The 25,435-nt window shown below is 43.4% G+C and carries 26 protein-coding genes; 15 read left to right on the top strand and 11 right to left on the bottom strand.

Translation table 11 applies throughout. The features are described 5' to 3' along the window. Positions 1 to 456 precede the first annotated feature (456 nt). From pheS to OCU46_RS07440, 5 genes are all read left to right on the top strand, one after another. Entirely contained in the window at positions 457 to 1,440 is a 984-nt protein-coding gene (gene pheS, locus OCU46_RS07460) for a phenylalanine--tRNA ligase subunit alpha (RefSeq protein ID WP_017030158.1), read from the top strand. A 17-nt stretch (positions 1,441 to 1,457) separates the two neighbouring features. Further along, entirely contained in the window at positions 1,458 to 3,845 is a 2,388-nt protein-coding gene (gene pheT, locus OCU46_RS07455; protein WP_141271428.1) for a phenylalanine--tRNA ligase subunit beta, read from the top strand. A 186-nt stretch (positions 3,846 to 4,031) separates the two neighbouring features. After that, complete coding sequence (locus OCU46_RS07450; protein WP_141271427.1) at positions 4,032 to 5,330, top strand: DEAD/DEAH box helicase; 1,299 nt, start codon at positions 4,032 to 4,034, stop codon at positions 5,328 to 5,330. 89 nt (positions 5,331 to 5,419) lie between these two features. Then, on the top strand, positions 5,420 to 5,611 hold the full coding sequence (locus OCU46_RS07445) for a YwbE family protein (RefSeq protein WP_141271426.1): 192 nt from the start codon (positions 5,420 to 5,422) through the stop codon (positions 5,609 to 5,611). 232 nt (positions 5,612 to 5,843) lie between these two features. Further along, on the top strand, positions 5,844 to 6,125 hold the full coding sequence (locus OCU46_RS07440; protein ID WP_141271425.1) for a hypothetical protein: 282 nt from the start codon (positions 5,844 to 5,846) through the stop codon (positions 6,123 to 6,125). A 129-nt stretch (positions 6,126 to 6,254) separates the two neighbouring features. On the opposite strand, the gene OCU46_RS07435 is transcribed toward OCU46_RS07440, so the two are convergent. Beyond that, positions 6,255 to 6,644: a YkgJ family cysteine cluster protein gene (locus OCU46_RS07435; protein ID WP_141271424.1), complete on the bottom strand. Its 390-nt coding sequence runs from the start codon at positions 6,642 to 6,644 to the stop codon at positions 6,255 to 6,257. Between the two features lie 178 nt (positions 6,645 to 6,822). Here OCU46_RS07435 and OCU46_RS07430 point away from each other — a divergent pair, with 178 nt between their 5' ends. From OCU46_RS07430 to OCU46_RS07390, 9 genes are all read left to right on the top strand, one after another. Next, positions 6,823 to 6,984 carry a hypothetical protein gene (locus OCU46_RS07430; protein WP_167495382.1) on the top strand — a complete coding sequence of 54 codons (162 nt, stop codon included), beginning with the start codon at positions 6,823 to 6,825 and terminating at the stop codon, positions 6,982 to 6,984. A gap of 631 nt (positions 6,985 to 7,615) precedes the next feature. Next, positions 7,616 to 8,722, top strand: coding sequence for a hypothetical protein (locus tag OCU46_RS07425; protein ID WP_141271423.1), 1,107 nt, complete (start codon positions 7,616 to 7,618; stop codon positions 8,720 to 8,722). A gap of 110 nt (positions 8,723 to 8,832) precedes the next feature. Then, a complete protein-coding gene (locus OCU46_RS07420) occupies positions 8,833 to 9,162 on the top strand; it encodes a hypothetical protein (protein ID WP_167495381.1) in 330 nt (109 codons plus the stop codon). A 190-nt stretch (positions 9,163 to 9,352) separates the two neighbouring features. Continuing rightward, complete coding sequence (locus OCU46_RS07415) at positions 9,353 to 9,826, top strand: GNAT family N-acetyltransferase (RefSeq protein WP_141271421.1); 474 nt, start codon at positions 9,353 to 9,355, stop codon at positions 9,824 to 9,826. A gap of 78 nt (positions 9,827 to 9,904) precedes the next feature. Beyond that, positions 9,905 to 10,507, top strand: coding sequence for a flavin reductase family protein (locus OCU46_RS07410; protein ID WP_141271420.1), 603 nt, complete (start codon positions 9,905 to 9,907; stop codon positions 10,505 to 10,507). Positions 10,508 to 10,566: 59 nt separating this feature from the next. Continuing rightward, entirely contained in the window at positions 10,567 to 11,346 is a 780-nt protein-coding gene (locus OCU46_RS07405; protein ID WP_141271419.1) for a PhzF family phenazine biosynthesis protein, read from the top strand. Positions 11,347 to 11,410: 64 nt separating this feature from the next. Further along, entirely contained in the window at positions 11,411 to 11,881 is a 471-nt protein-coding gene (locus tag OCU46_RS07400; protein ID WP_141271418.1) for an ASCH domain-containing protein, read from the top strand. Continuing rightward, entirely contained in the window at positions 11,871 to 12,554 is a 684-nt protein-coding gene (locus OCU46_RS07395) for a pseudouridine synthase (RefSeq protein ID WP_141271417.1), read from the top strand. The genes OCU46_RS07400 and OCU46_RS07395 overlap by 11 nt, the downstream gene beginning before the upstream one ends. A gap of 16 nt (positions 12,555 to 12,570) precedes the next feature. Continuing rightward, complete coding sequence (locus OCU46_RS07390) at positions 12,571 to 13,026, top strand: NUDIX hydrolase (RefSeq protein ID WP_141271416.1); 456 nt, start codon at positions 12,571 to 12,573, stop codon at positions 13,024 to 13,026. A gap of 95 nt (positions 13,027 to 13,121) precedes the next feature. Here OCU46_RS07390 and OCU46_RS07385 read toward each other — a convergent pair whose 3' ends face one another. The 3 genes from OCU46_RS07385 to pulA all read right to left on the bottom strand — a co-directional run bounded on the left by OCU46_RS07385 (position 13,122) and on the right by pulA (position 17,486). Then, entirely contained in the window at positions 13,122 to 13,349 is a 228-nt protein-coding gene (locus OCU46_RS07385; protein ID WP_141271415.1) for a hypothetical protein, read from the bottom strand. 350 nt (positions 13,350 to 13,699) lie between these two features. Next, positions 13,700 to 14,125 carry a hypothetical protein gene (locus OCU46_RS07380; RefSeq protein WP_141271414.1) on the bottom strand — a complete coding sequence of 142 codons (426 nt, stop codon included), beginning with the start codon at positions 14,123 to 14,125 and terminating at the stop codon, positions 13,700 to 13,702. Between the two features lie 163 nt (positions 14,126 to 14,288). Next, positions 14,289 to 17,486 carry a pullulanase-type alpha-1,6-glucosidase gene (gene pulA, locus OCU46_RS07375; protein ID WP_141271413.1) on the bottom strand — a complete coding sequence of 1,066 codons (3,198 nt, stop codon included), beginning with the start codon at positions 17,484 to 17,486 and terminating at the stop codon, positions 14,289 to 14,291. Between the two features lie 413 nt (positions 17,487 to 17,899). Between pulA and ihfA the strand changes: the two genes are divergently transcribed. Continuing rightward, positions 17,900 to 18,202 (top strand): integration host factor subunit alpha, encoded by a 303-nt coding sequence (gene ihfA, locus OCU46_RS07370; protein WP_017027221.1) that lies wholly within the window; start codon positions 17,900 to 17,902, stop codon positions 18,200 to 18,202. Between the two features lie 105 nt (positions 18,203 to 18,307). On the opposite strand, the gene purT is transcribed toward ihfA, so the two are convergent. The 7 genes from purT to OCU46_RS07335 form a co-directional block, all read right to left on the bottom strand. Further along, a complete protein-coding gene (gene purT / locus OCU46_RS07365; protein ID WP_141271412.1) occupies positions 18,308 to 19,483 on the bottom strand; it encodes a formate-dependent phosphoribosylglycinamide formyltransferase in 1,176 nt (391 codons plus the stop codon). Positions 19,484 to 19,633: 150 nt separating this feature from the next. Further along, a complete protein-coding gene (gene cdd, locus OCU46_RS07360) occupies positions 19,634 to 20,527 on the bottom strand; it encodes a cytidine deaminase (protein ID WP_141271411.1) in 894 nt (297 codons plus the stop codon). A 147-nt stretch (positions 20,528 to 20,674) separates the two neighbouring features. Continuing rightward, complete coding sequence (locus OCU46_RS07355) at positions 20,675 to 21,352, bottom strand: CidB/LrgB family autolysis modulator (RefSeq protein WP_141271410.1); 678 nt, start codon at positions 21,350 to 21,352, stop codon at positions 20,675 to 20,677. 1 nt (position 21,353) lies between these two features. Continuing rightward, positions 21,354 to 21,716, bottom strand: coding sequence for a CidA/LrgA family protein (locus OCU46_RS07350; RefSeq protein WP_141271409.1), 363 nt, complete (start codon positions 21,714 to 21,716; stop codon positions 21,354 to 21,356). Between the two features lie 3 nt (positions 21,717 to 21,719). After that, a complete protein-coding gene (sbcB, locus tag OCU46_RS07345; RefSeq protein WP_141271408.1) occupies positions 21,720 to 23,135 on the bottom strand; it encodes an exodeoxyribonuclease I in 1,416 nt (471 codons plus the stop codon). 282 nt (positions 23,136 to 23,417) lie between these two features. Beyond that, on the bottom strand, positions 23,418 to 23,795 hold the full coding sequence (locus OCU46_RS07340; protein WP_141271482.1) for a nuclear transport factor 2 family protein: 378 nt from the start codon (positions 23,793 to 23,795) through the stop codon (positions 23,418 to 23,420). Positions 23,796 to 23,931: 136 nt separating this feature from the next. Further along, positions 23,932 to 25,302, bottom strand: a complete 1,371-nt coding sequence (locus OCU46_RS07335) for an L-cystine transporter (protein ID WP_141271407.1) — start codon at positions 25,300 to 25,302, stop codon at positions 23,932 to 23,934. Between the last annotated feature and the right edge of the window lie 133 nt (positions 25,303 to 25,435).

Below are 25,435 nucleotides of genomic sequence, written 5' to 3'. Positions count from 1 at the left end.
CAACCGACTCGCATATTTCAGTGCTTCACTATTTAGCAGGGTAGAGCTCATTGCTCGTCGATGTTACCGAGTGAGCAATCGTGCGGAACTGAGTGCAGGGGAGGAGTTGCTGAAAACGATCTGGCGACGTTACCCTAAAACGTACAACGAAGAGTTTATCAACTGGGTTGAAAGAGATATTTATAGATTAAAATGCAGATTGAAAGAAAACGAATGCAAAATTCAGCGTCTTACCAGTCAAGTTAACAAGTAAAGATTTAGGTGATTTTTTGCTATTTACTGCTTAATTTGCCCGCAATATGTGTGCAGTTGCGTCCGATCTTGTCAAAGAATTAATAAATCTTGAATTTCCTCCCAATTAGGTTTGGCTTTGTGTCTGCCTTTTATTACTATGTGTAGCTATTCAAAATACCCGAAGTCCCGAAGGATACTGCCAGCTAGGCAGATGAGGAAACAATGCAACATCTACAAGAGATTATTGCTAACGCGACTGCTGCTATTGAAGAAGCACAATCGCTAGTCGCACTGGATGAAGTGCGCGTTCAGTTTCTAGGTAAAAAAGGTGAGCTAACGCTTCAACTTCAAAGCCTAGGTAAACTACCACCAGAAGAGCGCCGCAGTGCTGGTCAAGAGATCAACAAAGCAAAAGGCGCAGTTCAGCAAGCGATTGCAGCTCGCAAAGACGGCCTGCAAAAAGCAGAGCTAGAAGCGAAGCTAGCGGCTGAAACTATCGATGTGACCCTACCAGGTCGTCGCATTGAAAACGGTGGTCTGCACCCAGTGACTCGTACTATCGAGCGTATGGAACAGTTCTTTGGTGAGCTTGGTTTTGCAACAGAATCAGGCCCTGAGATCGAAGATGCATTCCATAACTTCGATGCACTGAACATTGCAGAAGATCATCCGGCTCGTACTGACCACGATACTTTCTTCTTCAACCCTGACTTGATGCTACGTACTCACACTTCTGGTGTTCAGATTCGTACAATGGAAAACGGTAAACCACCGTTCCGTTTCATCGCTCCAGGCCGTGTATACCGTAACGATTACGACCAAACTCACACTCCAATGTTCCACCAAATTGAAGGTCTGTTGGTTGACGAGAACGTAAACTTTGCACAGCTTAAGGGCATCATTTCTGACTTCCTTGTTGCTTTCTTCGAAGAAGAAGTTGAAGTGCGTTTCCGTCCTTCTTACTTCCCGTTCACAGAGCCTTCTGCAGAAGTTGACGTTAAGCGCAAAGACGGCAAATGGCTAGAAGTTCTTGGTTGTGGCATGGTTCACCCGAACGTACTTCGCTCTGTAGGCATCGACCCTGAACAATACCAAGGCTTTGCATTTGGTATGGGTGTTGAGCGCTTGACTATGCTTCGTTACGGCGTAACGGATCTGCGTGCGTTCTTCGAGAACGATCTTCGTTTCCTTAAACAGTTCAAGTAATCCAGGGGCACAATTAGATGAAATTCAGTGAATCATGGCTTCGTCAGTGGGTTAGCCCTGCGGTTACTACTGACGAACTAACACACCAAATTACAATGGCCGGCCTAGAGGTAGACGATGTTCTTCCTGTAGCGGGCGAGTTTACCGGCGTTAAAGTAGGTAAAGTTGTTGAGTGTGGTCAGCACCCTGATGCTGACAAACTGCGCGTAACTAAAGTAGATGTTGGCGCGGAAGAATTGCTAGATATCGTATGTGGCGCATCAAACTGCCGCGAAGGTATCTTAGTTGCTGTTGCAACAGTAGGTGCTGTTCTACCTGGCGATTTCAAAATCAAGAAAGCAAAACTGCGTGGCCAACCGTCACACGGTATGCTGTGTTCATTTACTGAGCTAGGTATCGACATCGAGTCTGATGGCATTATGGAGCTACCTGAAACTGCGGTAATCGGCACTGATTTCCGTGAGTTCCTAGACCTAAACGACGTAACAGTAGATGTTGACCTAACCGCTAACCGTGCGGATTGCTTTAGCATCCGTGGCCTAGCGCGTGAAGTGGGTGTTCTAAACCGTGAATCGGTAAAAGAGCCTGAATTCGCAACAGTCGCTGAAAGCATTCAAGACACTGTTTCTATTGAAGTAAAAGCATCAGAAGCATGTCCACGTTACCTTGGCCGTGTGGTTAAGAATGTAAACGTTAAAGCTTCTTCTCCAATCTGGATGCAAGAAAGACTTCGTCGCTGTGGCATTCGCTCTATCGACCCAATCGTTGATATCACCAACTACGTGATGCTAGAGCAAGGCCAACCAATGCACGCGTTCGATCTAAGCAAGATTGAAGGTGGCATCGTGGTTCGTATGGCTGAGCAAGACGAGAAACTGACTCTTCTTGATGGCAACGAAGCGAAGCTAAACGCAGATACGCTTGTTATTGCTGACCACAACCAAGCACTGGCTATTGCAGGTGTATTCGGTGGTGAAAGCTCTGGCGTAACCACAGAAACAACAGACGTATTGCTTGAGAGCGCATTCTTTGCACCGGATCATATCCGTGGCCGCGCCCGCGCATACGGCTTGCACACTGACTCTTCTATGCGTTTTGAGCGTGGTGTGGATTACGCACTGCAGCACAAAGCAATGGAGCGTGCGACACAGCTTCTTGTTGAGATTTGTGGCGGTGACGTTGCACCAATCGCGGGTGTTGAATCTGAAGCAGATCTTCCAAAAGCAAACACAGTATCTCTACGTCGCTCTAAGCTAGACAGTCTGCTAGGCCACGCTATCTCTGATGCAGACGTGGTTGAGATCCTTGAGCGTCTTGGTTGCACAGTTGAAACTACTGATGCTGGCTGGAACGCTGTTGCTCCAACATGGCGCTTTGATATTGCTATCGAAGAAGACTTGATTGAAGAAGTTGGCCGTATCTTTGGCTACAACAACATTCCAAATCAAGCGCCAATGGCGGCTCTTACAATGAACGATCACAAAGAGGCGAACCAGCCACTTAAGCGTGTTCGTGATTTGCTAGTAGACCGTGGCTACCATGAAGCAGTGACTTACAGCTTTGTAGAGCCTGAGCAGCAGAAGCTGATTGAACCAAACATTGAACCTTTGATTCTGCCGTTCCCAATCTCTGCTGACATGTCGGCGATGCGTGTGCAGTTGATTCAAGGTCTTCTAAACACCGTTGTTCACAACCAAAAGCGTCAGCAACCACGTGTACGTCTATTTGAATCAGGCCTTCGTTTTATCCCTGATGCAAATGCTGAAAACGGCATGCGTCAAGAATCGATGCTTGCGGGCGTTATTGCGGGTACTCGTTCTGAAGAGCATTGGGATATTGAAACCAACACTGTTGATTTCTTCGATCTTAAAGGCGACCTAGAAGCGGTTCTTGAACTAACGTGTGACGACAAAGCATACAGCTTTGCGGCAACTAAGCACCCAGCACTTCACCCAGGACAAGCTGCAGCTATCATCCTAGCCGGTAAAGAAGTGGGCGTGATTGGTACTGTTCACCCTGAGCTAGAGCGCAAGTTTGGTCTTAACGGTCGTACTGTTGTGTTTGAACTTGAGTGGTCTGCAATTGCAACTCGCGTATTGCCTGAAGCAGTAGCGGTATCTAAGTTCCCTGCAAACCGTCGCGACATCGCGCTAGTTGTTGATGAAGCTGTGGCTTCTGGCGACGTAGTAGCTGCATGTCTTGCAAACGGTGGTGAGCTAATGACAGATGCGAAACTGTTCGACGTTTACCAAGGTAAAGGCGTTGAAGAAGGTAAGAAGAGTCTTGCGATTGCTCTTACTCTTCAATCAGTTGAGCGTACTCTGGAAGAAGCTGACATCTCTGGCGCTGTTGAAGCAACAGTCAATGCTGTATCAGAGAAGTTTGACGCTGTACTGCGTGACTAGTTTTATCACTAGTACTGAGTAACACTAGATGAAGTAGGGAGCCTGATGGCTCCCTATTTTTTTAGCTATCTTCTGCGAAATTGGGTGTATTTGCACTGAGAACGGGTAGAAAGTCGTTAGTGCTACTTCAATGAGCTGAAATACGCTAGAATGCGCCTCACAATTTAAGTCTGAGCCAAATTATCTATGACCAATGCCACAACCTCTAACAGCTTTGCTGATCTTGCCTTAATTAAGCCTCTTTTAGCACGCCTAGAAGAACTGGAGTATCAACAACCTACACCTATTCAAGCGCAAATCATTCCTAGCGTACTAGCGGGTCGTGACGTCATTGCTGGTGCGAATACTGGCTCAGGTAAAACAGCCGCATTTGCATTGCCAATGCTACAGGAACTGTTCACTAAGCATGCATTAGTTAAATCTAGCGCTAGCAAGGGTAACTATGTTTCTGGCTTGATCTTAGTGCCAACGCGAGAGTTAGCAAAACAGGTTGCCGATAACATCAAGTCCTACTCAGTTCATTTTAACGGTGAGATCAAAACCGTAGCAGTGTTCGGTGGTGTATCGACCAATGCACAAATGCAAACGTTGCGTGGCGGAACAGATATCTTGGTAGCAACGCCAGGTCGTCTACTTGATCTTATCTCTAGTAATGCGATCAAGCTTGATAGAGTGAAGACTTTGGTTCTTGATGAAGCTGACCGCATGTTGAGCCTTGGCTTTACTGAAGAACTATCCGATCTTCTGGCGAAACTGCCTAAGCAAAAGCAAACGCTTTTGTTCTCAGCGACCTTCCCAGAACAAGTACAGGCGCTAACCCAAGAACTGTTAAATGATCCTGTTGAAGTTCAGCTGCAGAGCGATGATGAGAGTACCGTGGTTCAGCGCGTATTCAACGTCAATAAAGGCGAAAAAACAGCGGTACTGGCGCACCTGATCAAGAAGCATCAATGGCGACAAGCGCTAGTATTTGTAAACGCTAAAAACAGCTGTGAGCACTTAGCAGACAAACTGTACAAACGCGGTATTGAAGCCGACGTATTCCATGGTGATAAAGGCCAAGGCTATCGTACGCGTATCCTTGATGCGTTTAAATCAGGTGAGATTGAAGTACTTATCGCAACTGATATCGCAGCCCGCGGTTTAGATATTGAAAAATTGCCGGTAGTAATCAACTTCGACCTTCCAAGAAGTCCATCAGATTACATGCACCGCATTGGACGAAGTGGTCGTGCAGGTGAAGTAGGCTTGGCTTTGTCACTTATCGATTATGAGGACCTGCATCACTTTAAGGTTATCGAGAAGAAGAACAAGATTCGCCTGGAGCGTGAACAAGTTGCAGGCTTTGAGGTGGACGAAACCATTACTCAAGAAATGATTGAAGCCAACAAGCCAAAGGCTGCTCCTGCAGGTACTGGCAAGAAGAAGCGCAAGAAAAAGAAGCCGGATGGAGGCTCTGACGACATCTGGTTAAGAAACTCTTAATCAAAACTTATGAGTGTCAGCTAGGTGCTTTTCAAGCTATCCAGCTGGCACTTTTTTATGATTCATACTGTAGCGATAAGGACGAGTACATGATCGGAACTCAAAGATCGGACATTCACACTGGCCTAGAAGTGAAAATTGTCCTTAAGAAAGATCAGCGCACTGGAACCCTCACTTCAGGCGTAGTTAAAGATATTCTGACTAAGTCACCGAATCACCCCCATGGTATTAAGGTTCGCCTTGAAAGTGGCGATGTGGGGCGCGTGAAGGAAATCGTCTAAACACCGGTTTTTCAGTTCAACCAATGGAAAATTATAAATCGTTGGTTAACTGATGCTTCTAGATCAGCTTTGAGGCAAGCCTCTAGGGCAACTTTAACAACGTATGTAACAAAATCATCATTACGATACTGATAACATTTGGCGATTGAGGTTTTTATGGAAAGTTGGTCGTCAGTACGTGTTATGGTGGCGTTATATTTCTCTTGAATATCAGGCTTAAAAAGGAAGTTGTATGAATTTGGATAAAGCTAAAAAACGTATCGCAAAGCAGGTTAAAAAAGGCTTCAATGGTTATCCAAAAATCACATTAGCGTACTACGGAGTTACTAAAGATTGTGCAACTGAAGTAGCCGTTCAATTTATTTTGGGCGAAGGGGATAGTGTTCAAGAGGAGCGTTTCTGTTGTGAAACTGAAATTAGGGACAATGAGCAAATCCAAACGACTTTACTGAAAATAATCGAAAGAGCTAATGCCAATTCAGTAATTGAAATTGAAGGTGTTACGGTTCTCTAATTTTTTGATTTGCGTTCAAGAACAAATAGCTGGGTGTAATCAGCGCAATGCTTTAGGTTCAGGCTTGTGTCGGTCTGCAACTTAACTGGACGCCATATACAAGCGCAAGAATTAACCTCAGGCATAGCTCTATGGTCGGCTTGAGCTCATTAGTTTGTCTAGTTGCTTCTGAGCTTTGTTTGGGTTCTCTAGATCGACAATTTCAATCATTTCACATTCATCTCTAACCATCTCATCGATAAGGCTAGGGTAGAGGCGACAATCTTCAGGCCGGTCTTGGTAAATACTACAGGTATATTTGTCTTTCTCTTCAGCTTTGATTTTTGGTGCTAATTCTAAAAAAGGGCAGCGATCTAATTGCTCTCTTGTTTCGGGGTCAAACCAGATCTTTCCATCTTTCACATATTCAAAGATATCTGGATTAAATAACTCCCACAGATCTATTTCTTCTTGTGTAGCAGCCAAATCGCCATTTCCATATTTGATGCAGCATTTCCCACATTGGTTACAGTCTTTCATTGTGTTTCCGCTGAGTCATGACTATTGAGTGAGTCTATCATCAATAGTCATTAGGAGAACGTGCAAATCACAAGCGCTTAATTTAGGTTCGCTCCACTGTTCATTGAAAATCTTTCCCAAACCCTTTTAGTATTTCGTTATAATTCTGTTAGTTATCAAAAATTTAATAAGATAGAACATGAGAAAATACTACATCGTTGAAGGTGACACTTCTTCTAAAAAACAGAAAGTCGCTTACCCAAAGATGGCATTGTGCGAGAAATGCGTGAGTGAGTTCGCTGTTATTAGTGAAGGTGATAGAACGTACGAGCCGTGTAAAAAATGCGGTGCTGACGACTAGCTAGCCTTTAATTCACTTCAATAAAATAGGGATGTTTTATGATTTTAATCCCTAAAGGTAGAACACTTGTTGTAATGGTTAATATCTAAGATTGTGTGGATGAACTTAAAGAAAACACGGCCTCTATAAGACCCAAGCTTTCTTTTCTGATTGGGGTTGTATAGGGGCTATATTGGCAAACTCATCCCTGCCCAAAGCCGTTTAGCTCATTTGCTCTAAAAATTTTACGACTACCAGTCAAAGTGAATTTTTCTAATGTGTAGGAATAGCTATGTCAGCCTTCTAACCTGACTATTTATATAGTTTATTAGGTTTATCTGACTGCAAAGTATGTAAATGGCTTGTCTTGTCGAGCGTTCAGTCTCGTTTTATCGGCAAGTAGTCGCATAACTCTCTGTTAATCATAGGGTTACCGCATTATTATCTAAGATAACGAGCATTGTTAAAAAGAGATAACACGCACGCTCGTTTTTATGTAAAAACAAAATGCGAATTGTGATAAATATGCATTATATTTCATTGGCTTATGGTAGCCTGAATGAAACTTAGGCAATAAGAAAAACGAGCAGGCTTGTTATTCAGAATGTTAGGCATCTGGGTTACATCATCGGCAACTAATTAAGGGAAGTATATGGCGGGAACGAAAGTCAAAGTTTCTGGATTCGAAATGCAGTTCTCAGAGGGAGTCGAAATGAACGACTTCTATCAAGAGTTGGAGTCAATAAGTCGAAATCAAGATATAATTGTAGGAGCTTATTCAACAAGGGTTTATACGCGGATTGTTGATGGATTAGCTGTTGGGCTCATATTAACGTTCAAAGATGATCGTAAGAAGTTGGCTACAGAGCAAGATGGTAGTGGTAAGCTTAAGGTTAATAGAATTGAACTAAAAGAGAATCAAACTAGTACTGAAGCCAGCTTATTCTGTTTTAACCCTTCAACAAAATGTGGCGTATTTACACACTATGCTGGAGCTGCTTCTGTTTCCGTTTATACGTCAATATTTGGCCAAGCGCATAAAAATGTTAAAGACAGGTTGGTAGATCAACGAGTCAATGAGTATTCCCGCAGTAGATCTCGAGGAGACATAAAGAGAATAAAACATAGGGCTCAATCAGAGTTTAGTGGTTCATTTAGTTTTAAATATATATATCAAGAAAAAGATCTTAGCCAAATTTTGGATAACCTAAAATCGCTATCTGAAGTGGAGGTTATTACTGAGCTTGGAATTCCAGAAGAACCTGTATTTAGACACTTAGGCGCAGTGACTAAGAAAACCACTCAAACTATTAGTTTTCTAGATCAATTTAAATCAATAGAAAATTTGAAAGGTCACCTTTCAAATTTTATCCACGATGCTTTTTCACAAAAAAATAAAAAGTACGCTTTAAGGTTAATTGGTTCTAGCTTGAGTGGGCAACGAGCACAATATTGGATTGGCGAAAATATTGAAGAATACGGTTTTTTTGATTACGACGATTATATAGATGAGTTGCCCGACGATGTATGGGATAGCTACCTAGAGTGTACGGCTCTGGCTAACTTATCAAATGTCTTAAAAGGTAAAAGCGAAACATTTGGTCATCTCAAATCAGTTGAAAGTTGGGACAAATATCAGTCGGTTGCAGACTTATCTCCTGAACCTGATTTGACTGTAACGAAAAGTAGATCCTTGAAATCAAATGATGATTTCAAGGGTGACAGTTTGCCTCCATTGCAAATTGAGATGTGTCTATGATCTCGTGTGAAATTGCATTGGCTATCCTAGAATATCATTCCAAATGGAGTGTTGGTATTTTTACATCTAGTCTAACTTTGGCCAGCTTTCTTTTTACAATGAAGTCATTTGTGATTCAAACAGTCAAAGATAAAATTTATGATTCACCAAGTTATAGAGATAAGGTAAAGCAAAGAAGGGAAGCTGGCTCTCGAGTCGAATATTACGGTGGGCTTAAGCGCCTTTCTTTTTTGCTTAAATGGACGATTTTGGTTGCTCTGATTAACTCTATGCTCCAATTATGCTTATCTCCGTTCAATAACGTGTGGCTAGCGATCATTTGTCTTTTTACAAGTGTTATTACCGGTTTTCTATTTTTTAGTGTGGTTTGGATCGTATCCGAAAACATGAAGGATCTGATTGAGCAAGCAGAGCAAAAAGCGGAAAGTGAAGAGAAGTAAATGCCTAACAAATTGCTTAAGTCTGATTCATAAACGCGTGCCGAACTCGACTCGCTCAAACATGACACACGTTCACTCACTGCTTAGCAAGGCGTTACGTTACCGTACCTCAGCCAATAAGGCTAACTAAGTAATATAATTAACACGCTCCTGCCCATTAACGTATTACAAATTACGGTATGTATAAAATATGATTCACATTGAGCGCTTAAACTCCGCGCATGTCCCTTTTGTCAAAAAGATACAACTCTCTGATGAAAGTGTTAGATTTGCTTCCACGGCCGATGACTTCTTGCTTGATTCAAGTGACACCACACACCGATATGTGATTAAGCAATATAATTTAGTGGTTGGCTTTTTTAAGCTTGATATCGATTATGCGTCTACTTATCGCTTCTGCTCTAAAAGCAGCGTTGGTTTGCGAACTTTTGCTGTAGACCAAAGACAACAAGGCAAGGGATTAGGCACTAAAACCGTAGAGGCGTTACTTTGTTATCTTGCTAAACATTATCATACCTACGATTTTGTGTATTTAACGGTGAATTGCAAAAATCCTGCGGCGATTGCGTGTTATCGAAAGGGTGGCTTTGAAGATACGGGTGAGCTCTATCTTGGTGGTCAAGCAGGACCGCAGCATGTCATGCGTCGCAAAATCACAGTGTAATGATTTATATCCTTTTAATTCTTTAGAACTTGCTAGGATTACGGTTCACATCGATAAGTGCCAGTTAAAGGATGAACAATGGACTTTGATACCTCTGACTTAGAAAGCCAAGACAATTATCGCCTTCTTAATGGTGGCGTAACCCCAAGACCGATAGCTTGGATCAGCACACGATCAAAAGCAGGCGTCGATAATCTTGCGCCGTATTCGTTTTTTACCGTCGCGAGTTGTAATCCTCCTGTACTTATCTATACCCAAGTGACTCAAAGAAGTGGCATAGAAAAAGATACCCTTCAGAACTTAAAAGAAACGGGCGAATGCGTCGTCAATATTGTGGGTTCAAGCTTGCTAGAAAAGATGAACAGCACCAGTGCACCTTTAGATTCTGATGTGAGTGAATTTAAGCACGCAGGAATAGAGCATACTGCCAGTAAAAAGGTTAATGCCTTGTCAGTCAAAGACTCGCCAATACGCTACGAGTGTCATCTAAGGGAAGTCATATCTTTAGGCGACCTTCCTGCTGGTGGAACGATTGTTCTGTTGGATGTTAAGTCTGTTTACGTTCGAGATGATTTGTATGTTGATGGCGTGATTAATCAACAACTTGTTGATACGGTAGGGAAAATGGGTGGTAACGACTTTAATGTTGATGCGAATATTGTTGAGTGCATTCGTCCCTAAAACATAAAACTCAATCAGTAACTGTAATACTTTTTAACTGCAAGGGAGCGCAACAGAGTATGGATATTAAGATTTATCAGGTGGATGCCTTTGCTGAGCGGGTATTTGAAGGCAATCCAGCAGCAGTATGTCCACTTGATGAGTGGCCTTCAGATGAACTACTGCAAAATATTGCCCAAGAGAACAATCTCTCTGAAACGGCATTCTTTATTGAGGAAGGTGATGGATATTCACTGCGCTGGTTCACACCCGGTGGAGAGGTAGACCTTTGTGGGCATGCGACCTTAGCTGCTGCTCATGTGTTGTTCACACACCTTGGCTATCCAGATGACGTCATCGCATTCCACACAATAAGTGGTGCCCTGCTGGTTGGGAAGTCAGGTTCAGGGTATAGCATGAGCTTTCCTGCTAGTAACATTCAATCTATTGATGCGCCGAGTGACTTGATTTCAGCCTTGGGTATTACCCCTAGCGAAATATTGTCAGATTTTGATTACGTGGTCATTTTAGAGAGCGAATCCCAAGTTGTGTCTCTATCACCTGATTTTGCAAAGCTCTCAAATCTAGGTTTGCGCGGTGTTGTGGTATCTGCACCTGGAGATGATGTTGATTTTGTGAGCCGCGCTTTCTTCCCTAAGTATAACGTCAATGAAGACCCAGTTACCGGCTCTGCCCATTGTGAACTGGCTCCTTATTGGGCGAAAAAACTTGGCCGAACTCAGTTAGTGGCTAAACAGCTTTCTAAAAGAACGGGAATCGTTCAGTGCGAGGTAGTGGATGATAGAGTTATCCTTTCAGGTAACGCGGTAGATTACCTATCAGGGACAATAAGCATCTAAGCACTGTGAATGAAGCACTGTGAATGAAGCATAGCGAATGGTTTGTATATGAGAGTTACATAACATGGATGAAAAGAGCCAATCTTATTTAGAAGAGTATCTAGGATCCTTACCTAGGGAACAGGCAGAGAAATACACTTCCTTTAGTAGCGATTACTTTTGCGCCGATGAACACAACGCTAATCTGTGTGCACAGTTGATTCTACGCGGAGAAAAACGCGCTTCATGCAGTATGGAGTATTGGTACAGTCATGAAGGGGAGGCTATGCCAGCGGTTGGCCATTTGCAGGTTGTTACTGATTGGAAAGGTGCTCCCATCTGCATTATAGAAATAACTTCTGTAAATACCTGCAGATATTGCGACGTCACTGCTGAGTTCGCGGCCGAAGAAGGGGAAGGTGATAAATCTTTAGAGTGGTGGCGTGAAGCTCACTGGAAGTTCTTTAGCTTAGAGTGTCAAGAATTGAGGATAGAGCCTACTAAGGAGATGCTGTTAGTTCTAGAGCGTTTTAAGGTTGTCTACAGTGCGTCTTGATAGATTTGTGTGTAAAAGCACCGAACTCAGCAAAGAAGAAGCGACTCAGCGCATTCATCAGGGAATGATCAGTGTTAACGGCGAGGCGGTGACTAATGAAGCTTCGCAAGTTCATGAGAACAATAAAATAACTCTTGCAGGCGACACTTTAACGACTCGCGCATTTCGATATATTCTCATGCATAAGGCTGCCGGTACCATTTGTTCCAATAGGGATGAAGCCTATCCGTCACTATTTAATCAAATCACTATTGATCGGGTTTCAGAGCTTCATATTGCGGGACGGTTAGATGTTGATACAACCGGTATGGTGCTGATAACCGATGATGGGCGTTGGTCATTTAACATCACAACGCCTAGTAAAAAGTGTGAAAAGGTTTACCGAGTTGGGCTACATCGTCCTATTGCTGATGATGCTGCGACTAAATTTAGTAATGGTATTAGTTTGCAAGGTGAAGATAAATTGACCTTGCCGGCGGTGTTGGAAGTGCTGGACCCTAAAGAGGTGCTACTAACAATCACAGAAGGCAAGTTTCATCAGGTGAAGCGTATGTTTGCAGCGATTGGCAATCGAGTGGTGTCATTGCATCGGGAAAAAATCGGTGATGTCGTATTGGATATAGACGTCGGTCAGTGGCGATACCTGACTGCAGAGGAAGTAGAGTCTTTTTGAGTTTATAAGGATGAATATGATTCCACTGAATACCTCCATCGTTTCCGGTGTGGCGCTATCTGAGATTGATGGCGAGATGAGACTTTTACTCATGAAAAGAGTAAAGGGAGAGTTCTGGTGTCATGTGGCAGGTTCCATTGAGGGCGATGAAACGGCAGTTGAAGCTATCCTTCGTGAGTTCAAAGAGGAAACTCAAATCCAGGCAGATGAGCTGTATAACGCTCAATTCCTAGAGCAGTTTTTTGAGCCCAGTGTAAATGTAATTGAGCTTATCCCTGTGTTTGTGGTGCTGTGCCCTCCACATCAGCAAGTAGAGTTGAACGACGAACATACAGAATTTAAATGGTGCAGTTTAAGTGAGGCGCTAGAGTTGGCACCTTTTCCCAATCAACATGCGGTCTATAAGCATGTGTGGTCTTATTTTGTTGATAAACCAGTAAACTCGCTTTATCGAGTTCCTTATCATACTTGAGCAGCCTATAGGCAGTGAGTGACTCTCTGCTTACTTGCTAGTTGTTGCATCGCATAGCATCCACTTACCAAGGTAAATGGATGCTATAAGGTGCATTAGTGATAGCGCTGTTTGAGTTCACGGTAGATGCAAGATGGATGATCTTTACACTCTTCACGAAGTTGATTCCAAGCTGTACGTTTCTCGCGTTGCTCTTTAGACTTTGCTGAGATGGTTTGCTTTTGCGTATCATCAATTAGGCTAGAGTCCAACCCAAAACCTCCTGACGCCAATGCGCCAGATGAAACACTTACTAGTGCTAATAGTGTTAATAACTTCTTCATGGTAACTCCTTAGAATTTTTAACCGATGTTGAATTTCGTTGCTGTGCCTGGTGTGAGGGCATTTAATCACCGGCATTGAAAAACAAACAGTTAGCTACCATCGACATATTGGATAGGTGGATAAGAATAGGGAATTGATAGATGAAACTGAGAAAGCAGTTTTGCATTGCCAAGTTCTAGTTCTGTAGTTTGTATGTGCTCCTATCTTAAACAGAACAATGAGCCTAAAATTGTCCAGCATTTAAACAGTCGGTGTTGGTGTTTTAAAATTAAAAACGTGAGCCGTTTGGCTCACGTTTTTGAGAAAGACGCACTTTCTAACATTAACAACCTGCCCCCAATATTAGGGATTAACGGTATTCAATCACCCGAGCAACGTAGCGGAACACGCCTGAGTCACCGTAGTAATCTTTATAAAGATCGACAGAGAAGAAGTCAGGCTGATCTTTTTCGATGTGCTTAGCGATATCAGCGCTTAACTTATCGATGTTATGTTGGTTGTATACGTGGAAGGTATGCACCTTTTCTAGACCCATCTTCTTCGCATCGTGATGTGTCACGTAGATGTCTTTGTATTCAGAGATAACGAAACCTTTGTACTCAACTTGCTGAGCATTAGTATCGATGTCTTTTTCAATTTGTACTAATACTGGAACCGAAGTTTCTAGAGAAGCCATATCAGCATCAATTTTTTGCTGTTCTTGGCTGATGTTTTTCGCCATAGCACTAGTAGAAAGAAGAGTCAGTAGGCTCACTGCAATAAGCGTTTTTTTCATGATTTATTCCTTGTCGATACGGCCGATTAATGTCCGTATTGTTGTGTTGATAGGGGTAATTTAAGGTGCTTTTTGGCGATTACCAACACGGTTATGAAGGATTAAATCCATCGAAACTAAGTAGCTGAAAGCCTCAAATCTGAAGCTTCCAGCTTGGCTTTAGCTATCTTTCTTCAAATACAACAGCGCTCCATGGGGGAATAATGGCAACCTCATCGTTCATCTCAGTGCCGTTGGCCAAAGAGAATGGACCAAGTTGGGAATGAAAGCGGTGAGGTTTAAATTGACTCATGTTGAGTTGGTCGATGGTTTGAATATCATTGCGAGCGTTAATCACGACAACAATGCGCTTGCGTTGCGGATCGATGTCTTTAAATGGGGCGCGATCATCAATGCTCATCACTATCAAACCTGGGATCTGAGACGAGCCCGTGTTATGGAATTTAACGCGCTGTTGGATGTCTCTACCATCGCCTAACGTAAAGAGTGGACTGCTGTTTCTGATCTCCATCATCTCCTTGAAAAAGCGTTCCATAGTGGCGATATCACTTGGCGAAACCTCTACATTTCCTTGTGTGTTCTTATAGATCTCTTCAATCACTGGCCAATTTTGCTCGTCTTCATCGGCATTGGGTAAGCCGATGTTCCAGTTATTGGACTGCTTGCTAAAGTCGACTCGATTGTACCAATCACCGGAATCATAGGAATTTCTTTCCATTGATTTAGAGCGAAGCAACTCACTGCCCATGTGATGGAAAACCACATTCTGACCATACATAACGGTAGCTAAACTGGTAGCGTGCATTCGAATACGCGTTGTTACGTCGGCATCGTACGGGGCTTTATATTGATGATTGTCCCACAGGGTTTGATTGTCGTGTTTCTCTACGTAGTTGATGATTTCCCAAGCATCTTTTGCGTATCCTGCAGGCTCATCGTTGTACTCTAACTGTGAGCCTTTAATCAGGCGATCTTGGCTATCGGTAAAAGAAAAGTCTCTTAAGTTTCCTGCCATACCAAGGCGCACAATGTCAGCCAGATGCTTCGCTTGGGCCTCATCCACCTTATTAAGTTCGTTAGGGTAGACAAAAGCGCCATTGCCAAAGCCTTGTGAGGCTCTTATTTGTTCACCTTTATCAAATGGCGAGCCGCCACGGACTGCGTTCCGCATGCGATCGGAGAAGGTGCCTATGCCAGTGCCATATAAATTGAGCTGAGAGGCTTGTTGGAACTGACTGTCGCTTTTCACCTCACCAAAGTCCCATCCTTCTCCATAGAAATAGACCTCTGGATTGACTGTTTTAGCGGCGTCTAAGGTTGCCAATATTTGCGATTTAGGATGGTGTCCCATTAAATCCCAACGGAACGCATCAACCTTATAGTCTTTGGCCCAAACAACAACAGAATCTGTGATGAGTTTTTCCATCATTTGACGCTCAGGAGCGGTATTAGAGCAACACGTGCTTTCTTCGACTTCTCCGCTCACTGGGTCTAAACGGTGGTAGTAGTTTGGAACGATTTTGTCCAAAACGGATTTGTCTGCAATACCTGATTCGTTGGTATGGTTGTAGACGACATCCATAACCACATTCATCTTAATGTCTGACTTAATTGCCGCGATCATTTTACGAAATTCAATGATACGCTGCATGCCATTGGCTTCAGTGGCGTAGGAGCCCTCAGGTGTTGAGTAGTGGTATGGATCATACCCCCAGTTATAACTGTCGTTTTGACTAATGGCACGACTCAGCTCTTGAACATCAGGCGCTTCAAGTGAGTCTTTACGAGAGAATTGCTCTAATACCTGCTCGCCGGATAATCCACTATCACAATACACGCCAAACTTAGGGTGGCGTATTAGGTTAGGATTCATTTGGCACAGTGTTCTATACGAATCGCTGATGTCAGCACGCTCTGTAAGCTCTTCATTGACGGTTGCAAAGTCAAATACAGGCATTAGGTGCAAGTGAGTCGCTCCGCGTCGTGACAGCGATTTAAGGTGCGTTACAGGTAATGAATCTGCTTCTGTAAAGGCTAAGTATTTGCCACGATAATGGTCGGTTGTGGACTCATCCAGTGCTGAAAAGTCACGAACATGAGTTTCATAGATCATAAACGTTGCAGGGTTTTGTTGGGATACGGGGGAAGAGACATCATCCCAGCCTGCGGGTTTTAAATCAGGGTTATCGAGATCCACGACTTGGCTATGCTGAGAATTCGTCGATAAGCTAAGAGAGTAGGGGTCAGTCACTTGTAGCGTTTCTACTCGACCGGTGACCGGGTGATACAAAGTGACTTCATATCGATAGTAATCACCATGAACTAATTCTGTATATTCAGCAAGCCAACTACCAGAGGCATTATCCCGTCTCATTAAAATTGGCGTCTTCGCTCTTAATTCCTCATCAAAGGGTATTAATTTCACCTGTTGCGCGGTAGGAGCCCAAAGCCTAAATGTGGTAGTGTCGGATTCATGATCTATCACAGCGCCATATTGTAGCTTGATTGCCTCTTCGGCATATAAACTGTCTAGCAACTCAGCCGTTTGCACCCGAGTTACTGAACTCAGTACTCGCGCACTTTCTTCCTCGCTATAAGAAACTAACCAAATTTGACCGCGAATCATGTTTGCAATGGTATTGCTATCGCCATCTTTTACTTCAAAAGCAATAAACGTATCTGACAGATGAGGATAGTCTTGTTTCCAAGATGAGTTGGCCGAAGGAGCGAGTGCTAATTTTGTTGCAGCACCCTCTATAAGGTTGTCTCTCTCATTAATACTCATGCCACCGGTTGTAGACATGACCAATTCGGCTTCGGTAGTGTTCTTAGGTACTAGTATGACTGAAGGCGATACCCAGTGAGAGCTAGCTCCCTTTAAACCAATTGCTGATTCTGGAGGTGTGGTTGAAGGGATATAAAAAACACGATTAGTATCTTTAAACACATAACCTACCTTAGCGCCTTCGTTAGCACTATCAGAAAACTTCAGTTTTAAAGCCGAGGTTTGATAATCGGGGTTAAAGCGATGAGGAGTAAAGTTGACACATTCGGCGTTAGGATCAATCTGAAGATCCCAGTACACCCCATAATCAGGATGCTGCCCACTAGGCTCTAAGCCTGCTTCCCAATCCGTATTGTCGCCCATATATCCGTCACAGGTTTGGTCGTTCCATACATGCAGCATGTAATCCGGCTCGGCATCAGTGGAGTTGAAATAGATTCTGGCGATGTTGGGATTGGCCAAGGCTGTGTCTTGAACAGCGTCTTCTTGCGTAGCACAACCTATGCTAGAAAGTGCGAGAGCAATAGAAATAGACAGCTTACATCTTGTTGCTGGCATAGAAAAAAAGGTAGGCATGAAATTCCTTTTCAAGCGATTGTAATTTAGACAAGTGTACTTAAATTTTAAAATGTTCCGTGTGAGCCTGTTCACCTTGCTCAACTATTATTATTAGCATAGTAGAACAAGTGACTGAATTTGCTCTATAAATCTCACTTTTTTGTAATCTTTCCTCATCAAATAGTCATCTTTGTTGACAAAATTTAACGTAAAAAGACTTGAATTATCTAAGTGTCTAATTCTTATAAATATTATTTAGAAAAAAGTTGGCGAAAGTGAAAACCTTGTCATACACTTTCGATCGAGTCATCAATATGTAGTTGATTGTAGAGACAAATTTTAGGAGCTATCGTTGGTTTCCATTTAAGTGAAGCCTAGGAGTGGCAAACTCTAGCGTAGCAATTGGTTCATCTAGCTTTGAGGAAAGTTTTATGGCGCTCACCAAGGCCGATTTGGCTGAAAACCTGTTTGAAAATCTTGGATACAGTAAACGGGATGCCAAGGAAACCGTGGAAGTGTTTTTCGAAGAAATTCGTAAATCACTTGAAAGTGGCGAACAGGTAAAACTGTCTGGTTTCGGTAACTTTGATCTAAGAGACAAGAAGGAACGACCTGGTCGTAATCCGAAAACAGGTGAAGATATACCTATTTCAGCACGTCGCGTGGTCACGTTTAGACCTGGGCAAAAACTTAAAGCACGAGTGGAAGAGCTTAAGAAAGACGACGTTAAGTAATAAGCCATTTGAGCAAAACGAAAAAAAGAGGTCATATGACCTCTTTTTTGATTTTTGCACATCTAGAAATTAAGTTTTTCTAGGTTTGTATTATGAGGAATTCAATTAGTAATGAATCTTAACCTTTTTAGCGGCATCAACAGCAGCATCAACTGCGCGTGTTGTATCTTTAGCACGCGTCAAAATCACACCTAAGCGACGACGGCCATCAATGTCAGGCTTACCAAACAGTCTGATCTGGGTATCAGGGTTGCCAACTGCATCTTCAATGCCTGTGTACGATAGGTTGTTTGACGTACCTTGACCCAAGATGACAGCAGAAGCAGCAGGACCGGTTTGACGGATCTTGTTGATAGGGTTTCCGGTGAATGCGCGAACGTGCAGTGCAAATTCTGACATATCTTGAGAGATCATGGTAACCATGCCCGTATCATGCGGGCGAGGGGATACCTCGTTAAAGATAACCTTGTCGCCTTTAATGAACAACTCAACACCGAACAGACCGTAACCGCCAAGTGCATTCACAATTTCTTCAGCAACGTATTCCGCCGCTTTAAGGGCAACATCAGACATTTGCTGTGGCTGCCAAGACTCACGGTAATCGCCATCTTCTTGACGGTGACCGATAGGCGCACAGAAGTGAACGCCGTCGACAGCACGCACAGTTAGCAGCGTGATTTCGTAATCAAAATCGATGAAGCCTTCAACGATTACACGACCTTCACCGCTGCGACCACCTTCTTGAGAGTAGTCCCATGCTTTTTGAACATCTTCTTGTGAGCGGATAACGCTCTGTCCTTTACCAGATGAACTCATTACAGGCTTAACCACACATGGCATGCCTACTTCAGAAACGGCTGCGCTGAAGTCTTCAAAGCTGTCTGCAAAGCGATAGTTTGATGTGTTTAGGTTTAGCTCTTCTGCTGCTAGACGGCGGATACCTTCACGGTTCATCGTCAATTGGGTAGCGCGTGCATTAGGCACTACAGTGGTGCCTTTTTTCTCAAGCTCTACCAAGGTATCAGTAGCAATTGCTTCGATTTCAGGAACGATGTAGGTTGGTTTTTCTTTATCAACAATGCTTGCTAGCGCTTCACCGTCAAGCATATCCAGTACATAGCTTCGATGAGCTACTTGCATCGCTGGTGCGTTTTCATAACGATCACAGGCAATAACCTCGATACCCAAACGTTGACATTCTATGGCCACTTCTTTACCCAGTTCGCCAGAACCTAGTAATAAAACCTTAGTTGCACTTGATGCCGTAGCCGTACCCAACATAGTATTTCCTTTAAGAAGATGATTTTTTTCAGCAGATAATACTCAAATTTTCGCGTAGCGCAATCGTTTGCATGGCGAAATTGATGAATTTTTTGTGAGAACACCACAGACTAAGTTGTGGTGTTCATATAAGAAGATGCTTTGTAGAGATTATTCGCCAATCGCAACGTAAGCGACAGGGATATCTGGATTGATCGCTTCTATGGTGCTTTGGGTATCCGCTAGGTGAGAGATGGAGCCTTCATTCATTTCAGCTAAACCCACTTCTGCAATTTCCGAGAAGGATATGCCAGCCATTTGCAGTTGTACTAGCGCGACCTGTAATGGTGGCAAGCTTGGGTTGAATGCTGCGTTCTCTGCGTAGCTTCCGCAATACAGGGCACCCTCTTTCGTTTTTATAGACACGCCACTGTGATCCTTTGTGTAAGGTGCGTGGCTGCGATTTAGTGCATAGATAGCTTTTTCAAGCAGTGGATCGTTTTCAGCAAAGCTATATCCATGGTCAACTGGAGACATTAATCCTGACTCAATACCTAGGTCCTTTGGTCCAAAGGATTCTGGTAAGTACTGCTGTAGCGTCATTTCGTCCCGCTGGGGCAGTTGTACAGAAAGGTGCTCAGCGGTTGAGAGTTCATTCATGAATTGGCGACAGTGACCACAAGGACTGAAGTTGATAGTGATATCAGAGATACCTTCTTCGCCCTTCATCCATGCATGGCTGATAGCAGATTGTTCAGCATGTACAGTTTGTCCGAGCTGCGCACCTGCAAATTCAAGATTTGCTCCAAAATAGAGCTTTCCAGAAGTCCCTTTAACAATGGCTCCAACATAGAATTTTGAGATAGGAGCGACAGAGTAAGCAGCAGCAAATGGAAGTAAAGCTAGCTTTAACTCTTGTTCATTGAGCTGGGTGATCTGCTTAAGCGTTTGAAACTGATCATTGCTTAACTCACCAGCAAACGAAGGAGAATCAAAGATAGATTTGAAACCTTCTACATACTCGGTTGGAAGATCTTTGTAGAGGTCAATAAAACGCTGGCTCATTGCAGGTTCCTGTTAGAAAAATCATTGCAAACAGCATAGTGCAACTGGCTGTGAATAGGGAGACTAATCGGTGAGGTAAACGGTTTCGTTCACACTGAATGCTGTTTGTTTGCTCGTTTTGGAGTCGTATCAGTAATAGAAAAGTCTTCAAGAACTCAGGCCAAGCATCAGAGTCATCACAAAGGGAGCTAAAAGCGAGGTAATAACTCCACATAAAACCAATGCAAGTGAGCTAAATGCGGCATCCTTTTGACTGTGTTCAAACGCCGTCGCGGTGCCAAGAGCGTGGCTAACCGTGCCCATAGTCAGTCCCTTTGCGATAGGGTGCTTTATCTTCAGTAGCTGATAGACAGGGTAGGCCAGTAGTGAGCCTGTTAACCCAGCTAGCAATACTAAAATGGCGGCTACAGCGGGCTCACCGCCAAGCTCAGAGGATACCTGCATTGCTATCGCAGTGGTCACGGACTTACCCATAATACTGGCGAGTAATTGTGAATCAGCGCCAAGTAATACAGCTAATAGACCTGAGGATAGCATTGCGCCCAGGCTACCGATGACGCATGTGGTGAGGATTAACTTCCATTTTGCCCGTATCTCGTTCAACTGTTCATACAGAGGGTAGGCTAGCGCCACTACCGCGGGCTGCAATAGGTGTTGAATGAGCTCATTGCCTTCGTAATAGGTTTGATACGGCACTTTAAAGAGCAGCAAAAACGGAATAATGATGGCTAAGCTGATGAGTAATGGATTAGCCAAAGGGTGGTGTGCTTTCTTAGCGATAAATCTAGCAATGAAGTAGACGACGATACTGAGCAGTAACCACATATTATTTGTCCTCCGCTAACAGCTTATCGAGCGCTAAAGAGAGGAAAATCAATATAAATAGGCTTCCCAATACTGTACTCACCACGATAGCAAGGGCATTATCGAGTAGCATGTGGTAGTGATTCATAAGGCCAGCACTGATGGGAATAAACAGCAAGATCATGTATTTGATCAATAGCGAAGCGCTAGGCTGTACCCAGTGAGGTTTTATAACACCACTCACTAACCCTAGAAACAGAATCAACAGGCCTAGCACGCTCCCTGGTACAGAAAGCGTGAAAAAATCCTGTATCCAATCACCGATAACAAGGGAAAGGACGATCAAGCCTGCACTGAGTAGATAGAAGAATGCCTTGCTGATCATTGACTAAGAAACCAATTGTTCAACGTAGTGATAGATGGCTTTGAGGATCTTCATCTTATGCTCATCTCCTTGATGCTGCGCACCAAGATTTTCTAGGTTTAATAGGTAATTTGGTAATTCTTGTTCAAACTTATCACGACAGTGCAGTAGCCATCGTTTCTGTTCTTGATCGGTGAGAGTGTGAAAAAAGTTTCGCGCTCGATAGTTAAACAGCAAAGGCGCAATGCGAGGATCAGTGACTTGGATATCTAGTGATCCTAAAACCTCAGGTTTAGCTTCACGGATAATACGCATCTGCGCTTTATCTGCCGGTGAGAAGAAGCCATTGTAGAGCTGCTCTTCTATGTTAGGGCTGGCTGGAAACGCTCTATTCTCTGCAAATACGGCATCAAGTTTTTCTCGAATTTGTGGATGTTGCTGAAGGAGTTGTTGCCTTTGCAAGCATTGTTCTTTATCGATTTGTGTGCGTTCAATAGCCTCAGTCGTTAATACACCAAGGGGAGCAAGAATAGGGCACTTATTCAGATGGACAAGTTTTACTGGAATAGGCAATTGACCCTCTTCAAGGTCGCTGCGCTTGGTATAGAGCCTTTGTTTGATTTCGTCCGCAGAAAGTTCAATTAACGGCGTAATGTCTTGAGTAAGATCGATAGTGATTAGAGCTTTAATTGGCGTCCAACCTATAGGCGCAATCAACGCGGTTTTTTGATGCTCAGTGCTAAGCATTCCAGATACGTGAACCAGCGGCGTCATATTGACAATATCGACAAGAGCGTTGAGCTTTTGTTTTCCTCTGTGTTTATAGAAGAAATCAAATAGCTTAGGTTGGCTCTGTTTCACCTTTTTGGCCATCTCAATAGTGGCATACACATCGGCCATCGCATCGTGGGCGTTGCTGTGCTCAATACCGTTTGCTACCGATAAATGCTCTAATCGAAAACTGGTATTTCCTTCGTCGTTTTCTGGCCAGTTTATCCCTTCTGGTCGCAGAGCATGACAGGCGCGCATAACATCTAATAGATCCCATCTAGAATTTCCGTTTTTGTAACTCCACTCATAAGGTTCTATGAAATTACGATAGCAGGTATATCGAGTAACCTCATCGTCGAAGCGTACGCTGTTGTACCCAAGGGTGCAGGTATTTGGACGACTCATTTCGTTGTGAATGGCAGTGATGAATTCTGGCTCTGATAGGCCTTCTTTCATGGCTTTTTGTGGCGTAATGCCAGTCACAAGTGCGGCTTCGGGATTGGGCAGATAATCTGCAGGCGGTCTGCAATAGATGACGAGCGGCTCACCAATGACATTGAGATCGGCATCGGTGCGCACACCAGCAAACTGACACGGTCTATCTTTTGCCGGACTGACTCCCCAAGTCTCGTAATCAAAGAAAAAGAATGTGGGTTGGTCCGTGTGCATAAAAAATGTCCAAATATCAGTATGTTGTCAGTTATTAGACCATTGCCGAATGCGGATAGCAAACCCCTTGAGCATTGTTGTTAGTCAAAGATTAACGTAGGGAATAAATCCTGTGGCTACTTGTTGAGAACAAAGCATCAATGGCAATGAGAAATATGATTCAATTCAGAATCTTATAATTATCTTAGGAGGGAAATTACCAGAGAGTACAAATTTCCATCAATGTAATGGAGGTTCCTAGAGGTTGATCAAAAAAGCCCCTAGGAGCTTGGTGTTGCTGAATCAATACATAGTATTGTTGTTGAGGCTTTCTTTAGGGATTTGCTGTATGGAGTCCCAGTGTTCAACAATCTTTCCATTGCTGTCAAAGCGGAAAAAATCCATGGTGACGTATTGGTCATCATCAGGCCATGTTTGATGCGTATGCAAGGCAACTAAGTCGCCTTCTGCAATTGCACGTACAAATTCAATTTCTTTGTCAGGGTAGTGTTGCTGCATTTCTGTAAAGTAATCGATAAACGATTGCTTGCCATCTCCAACCAATGGGTTGTGCTGTATATAGTCATCACCCACATACAACTCGACTGCTTGTTTAGGGTTGCCGAGATAGGCCATTTTGTAGAATGCGATGGCGTTTTCTTTATTGGATTCGAGCTTCATAGACATGTGCCTTTTCTTTAGCGTGTCAGTGTTTAAAAACTAGGCGACATTGTGTGATTGTGCGAATTCCTGCTAGAGATACAAAAAAACCGAGGCAAAAGCCTCGGTTTGTCGTTTCTTAGTATCAGTTAAAAGTTTAAGCGTTGGCTTCTTCTAGCTGTTCTTTCTTTTCTTTACCTAGGATACGTGAAGTAATCGTGCCCGCAGTCATAGCCCCAGAAACATTAAGTGCAGTGCGCGCCATATCAATCAAAGGTTCGATAGAAATAAGTAGCGCGGCAATCCATACAGGTAACCCCATTGCAGGCAATACAATTAGAGCTGCAAAGGTTGCACCGCCGCCAACACCGGCAATGCCAAATGAGCTGACGGTGATGATAGCCACTAACGATAAGATGAAGCTAAAGTTCATTGGGTCAATACCAACAGCTGGAGCAACCATAATTGCTAGCATCGCAGGGTAGATGCCTGCACAGCCATTTTGACCAATGGTTGCGCCAAATGATGCTGATAGGTTTGCGATTGCTGGTGGAACGTTCAATTTAGTGATTTGCGCTTCTACGTTTAGCGGGATTGTTGCCGCTGAACTGCGAGAGGTAAAGGCAAAGGTCAGTACTGGCCAAATCTTCTTGAAGTACTCTTTCGGGCTAACGCCAACAAGCGACACTAGCAAACCGTGCACAACAAACATTAGGGCGATGGCTACGTAAGATGCAACGATAAAGCCAAGCAGGTTGAGGATGTCAGATGCACTAGACGTTGCCACAACTTTCGCCATTAGTGCTGCAATACCGTAAGGCGTTAAGGCCATAATCATTTTAACTAGGCGCATAACCACAGACTGAGCCACTTCAACAAACGTGCGGATCGGTTGCTCTAGCTCTTCTTTTTCAATCATTACCTTACGAGCTGCAATGCCCATAAGTACGCTGAAAATCACAACAGCAATGATTGAAGTCGAGCGAGCGCCAGTCATGTCGCTAAATGGGTTTGTAGGAATGAAGCTAACTAACATTTGCGGAATAGACAGATCTGCAACGCGATCAATACGGCTCTCTAGTACAGCGATACGTGCTGTTTCTCTAGCGCCTTCAGCCAGTCCTTCAGCGGTGAGACCAAACACCTGAGTAACCGCAATACCAATTAATGCTGAAATAGCGGTAGTAAATAGCAATACGCCAATGGTCAGTCCGCTGATTTTTCCAAGAGAGCCTGAGTTGTCCAGTTTAACAACAGCAGAAACCATTGATACCATCACAAGCGGCATGATGATCATCTTAAGAAGTCCAACATAGCCACTACCAACGATTTGAACCCAATCAAGAGTTTGAGCAATAGCAGGGTTACCCTCGCCATAGATAAGCTGTAGTGCTAAGCCAAAACCACTACCTGTAACTAAGCCTAAAAGTACCAGACGGGAGAGCGTATTTTGTTGTTTTTGTTTAGAAAATAGAAAATAGATGATACCAACAAAGAGAGCTAAGTTGGCAATAACGGCAACTGACATAGTTATTCCTTTAAAGTGTAAATCCGTATGTTTTTATAATCAGATCTTGAAAGAGAGCATAGATTATCGAATTTTCCACCCAACAATAAGTATAAAAAGGAATAACATATTCCAAAGTTAAAATGTGAAGGCT

This window comes from Vibrio comitans (genome assembly GCA_024346835.1).
GTDB lineage: Bacteria > Pseudomonadota > Gammaproteobacteria > Enterobacterales > Vibrionaceae > Vibrio > Vibrio comitans.
This window is presented reverse-complemented; position numbering and strand designations above follow the sequence as displayed.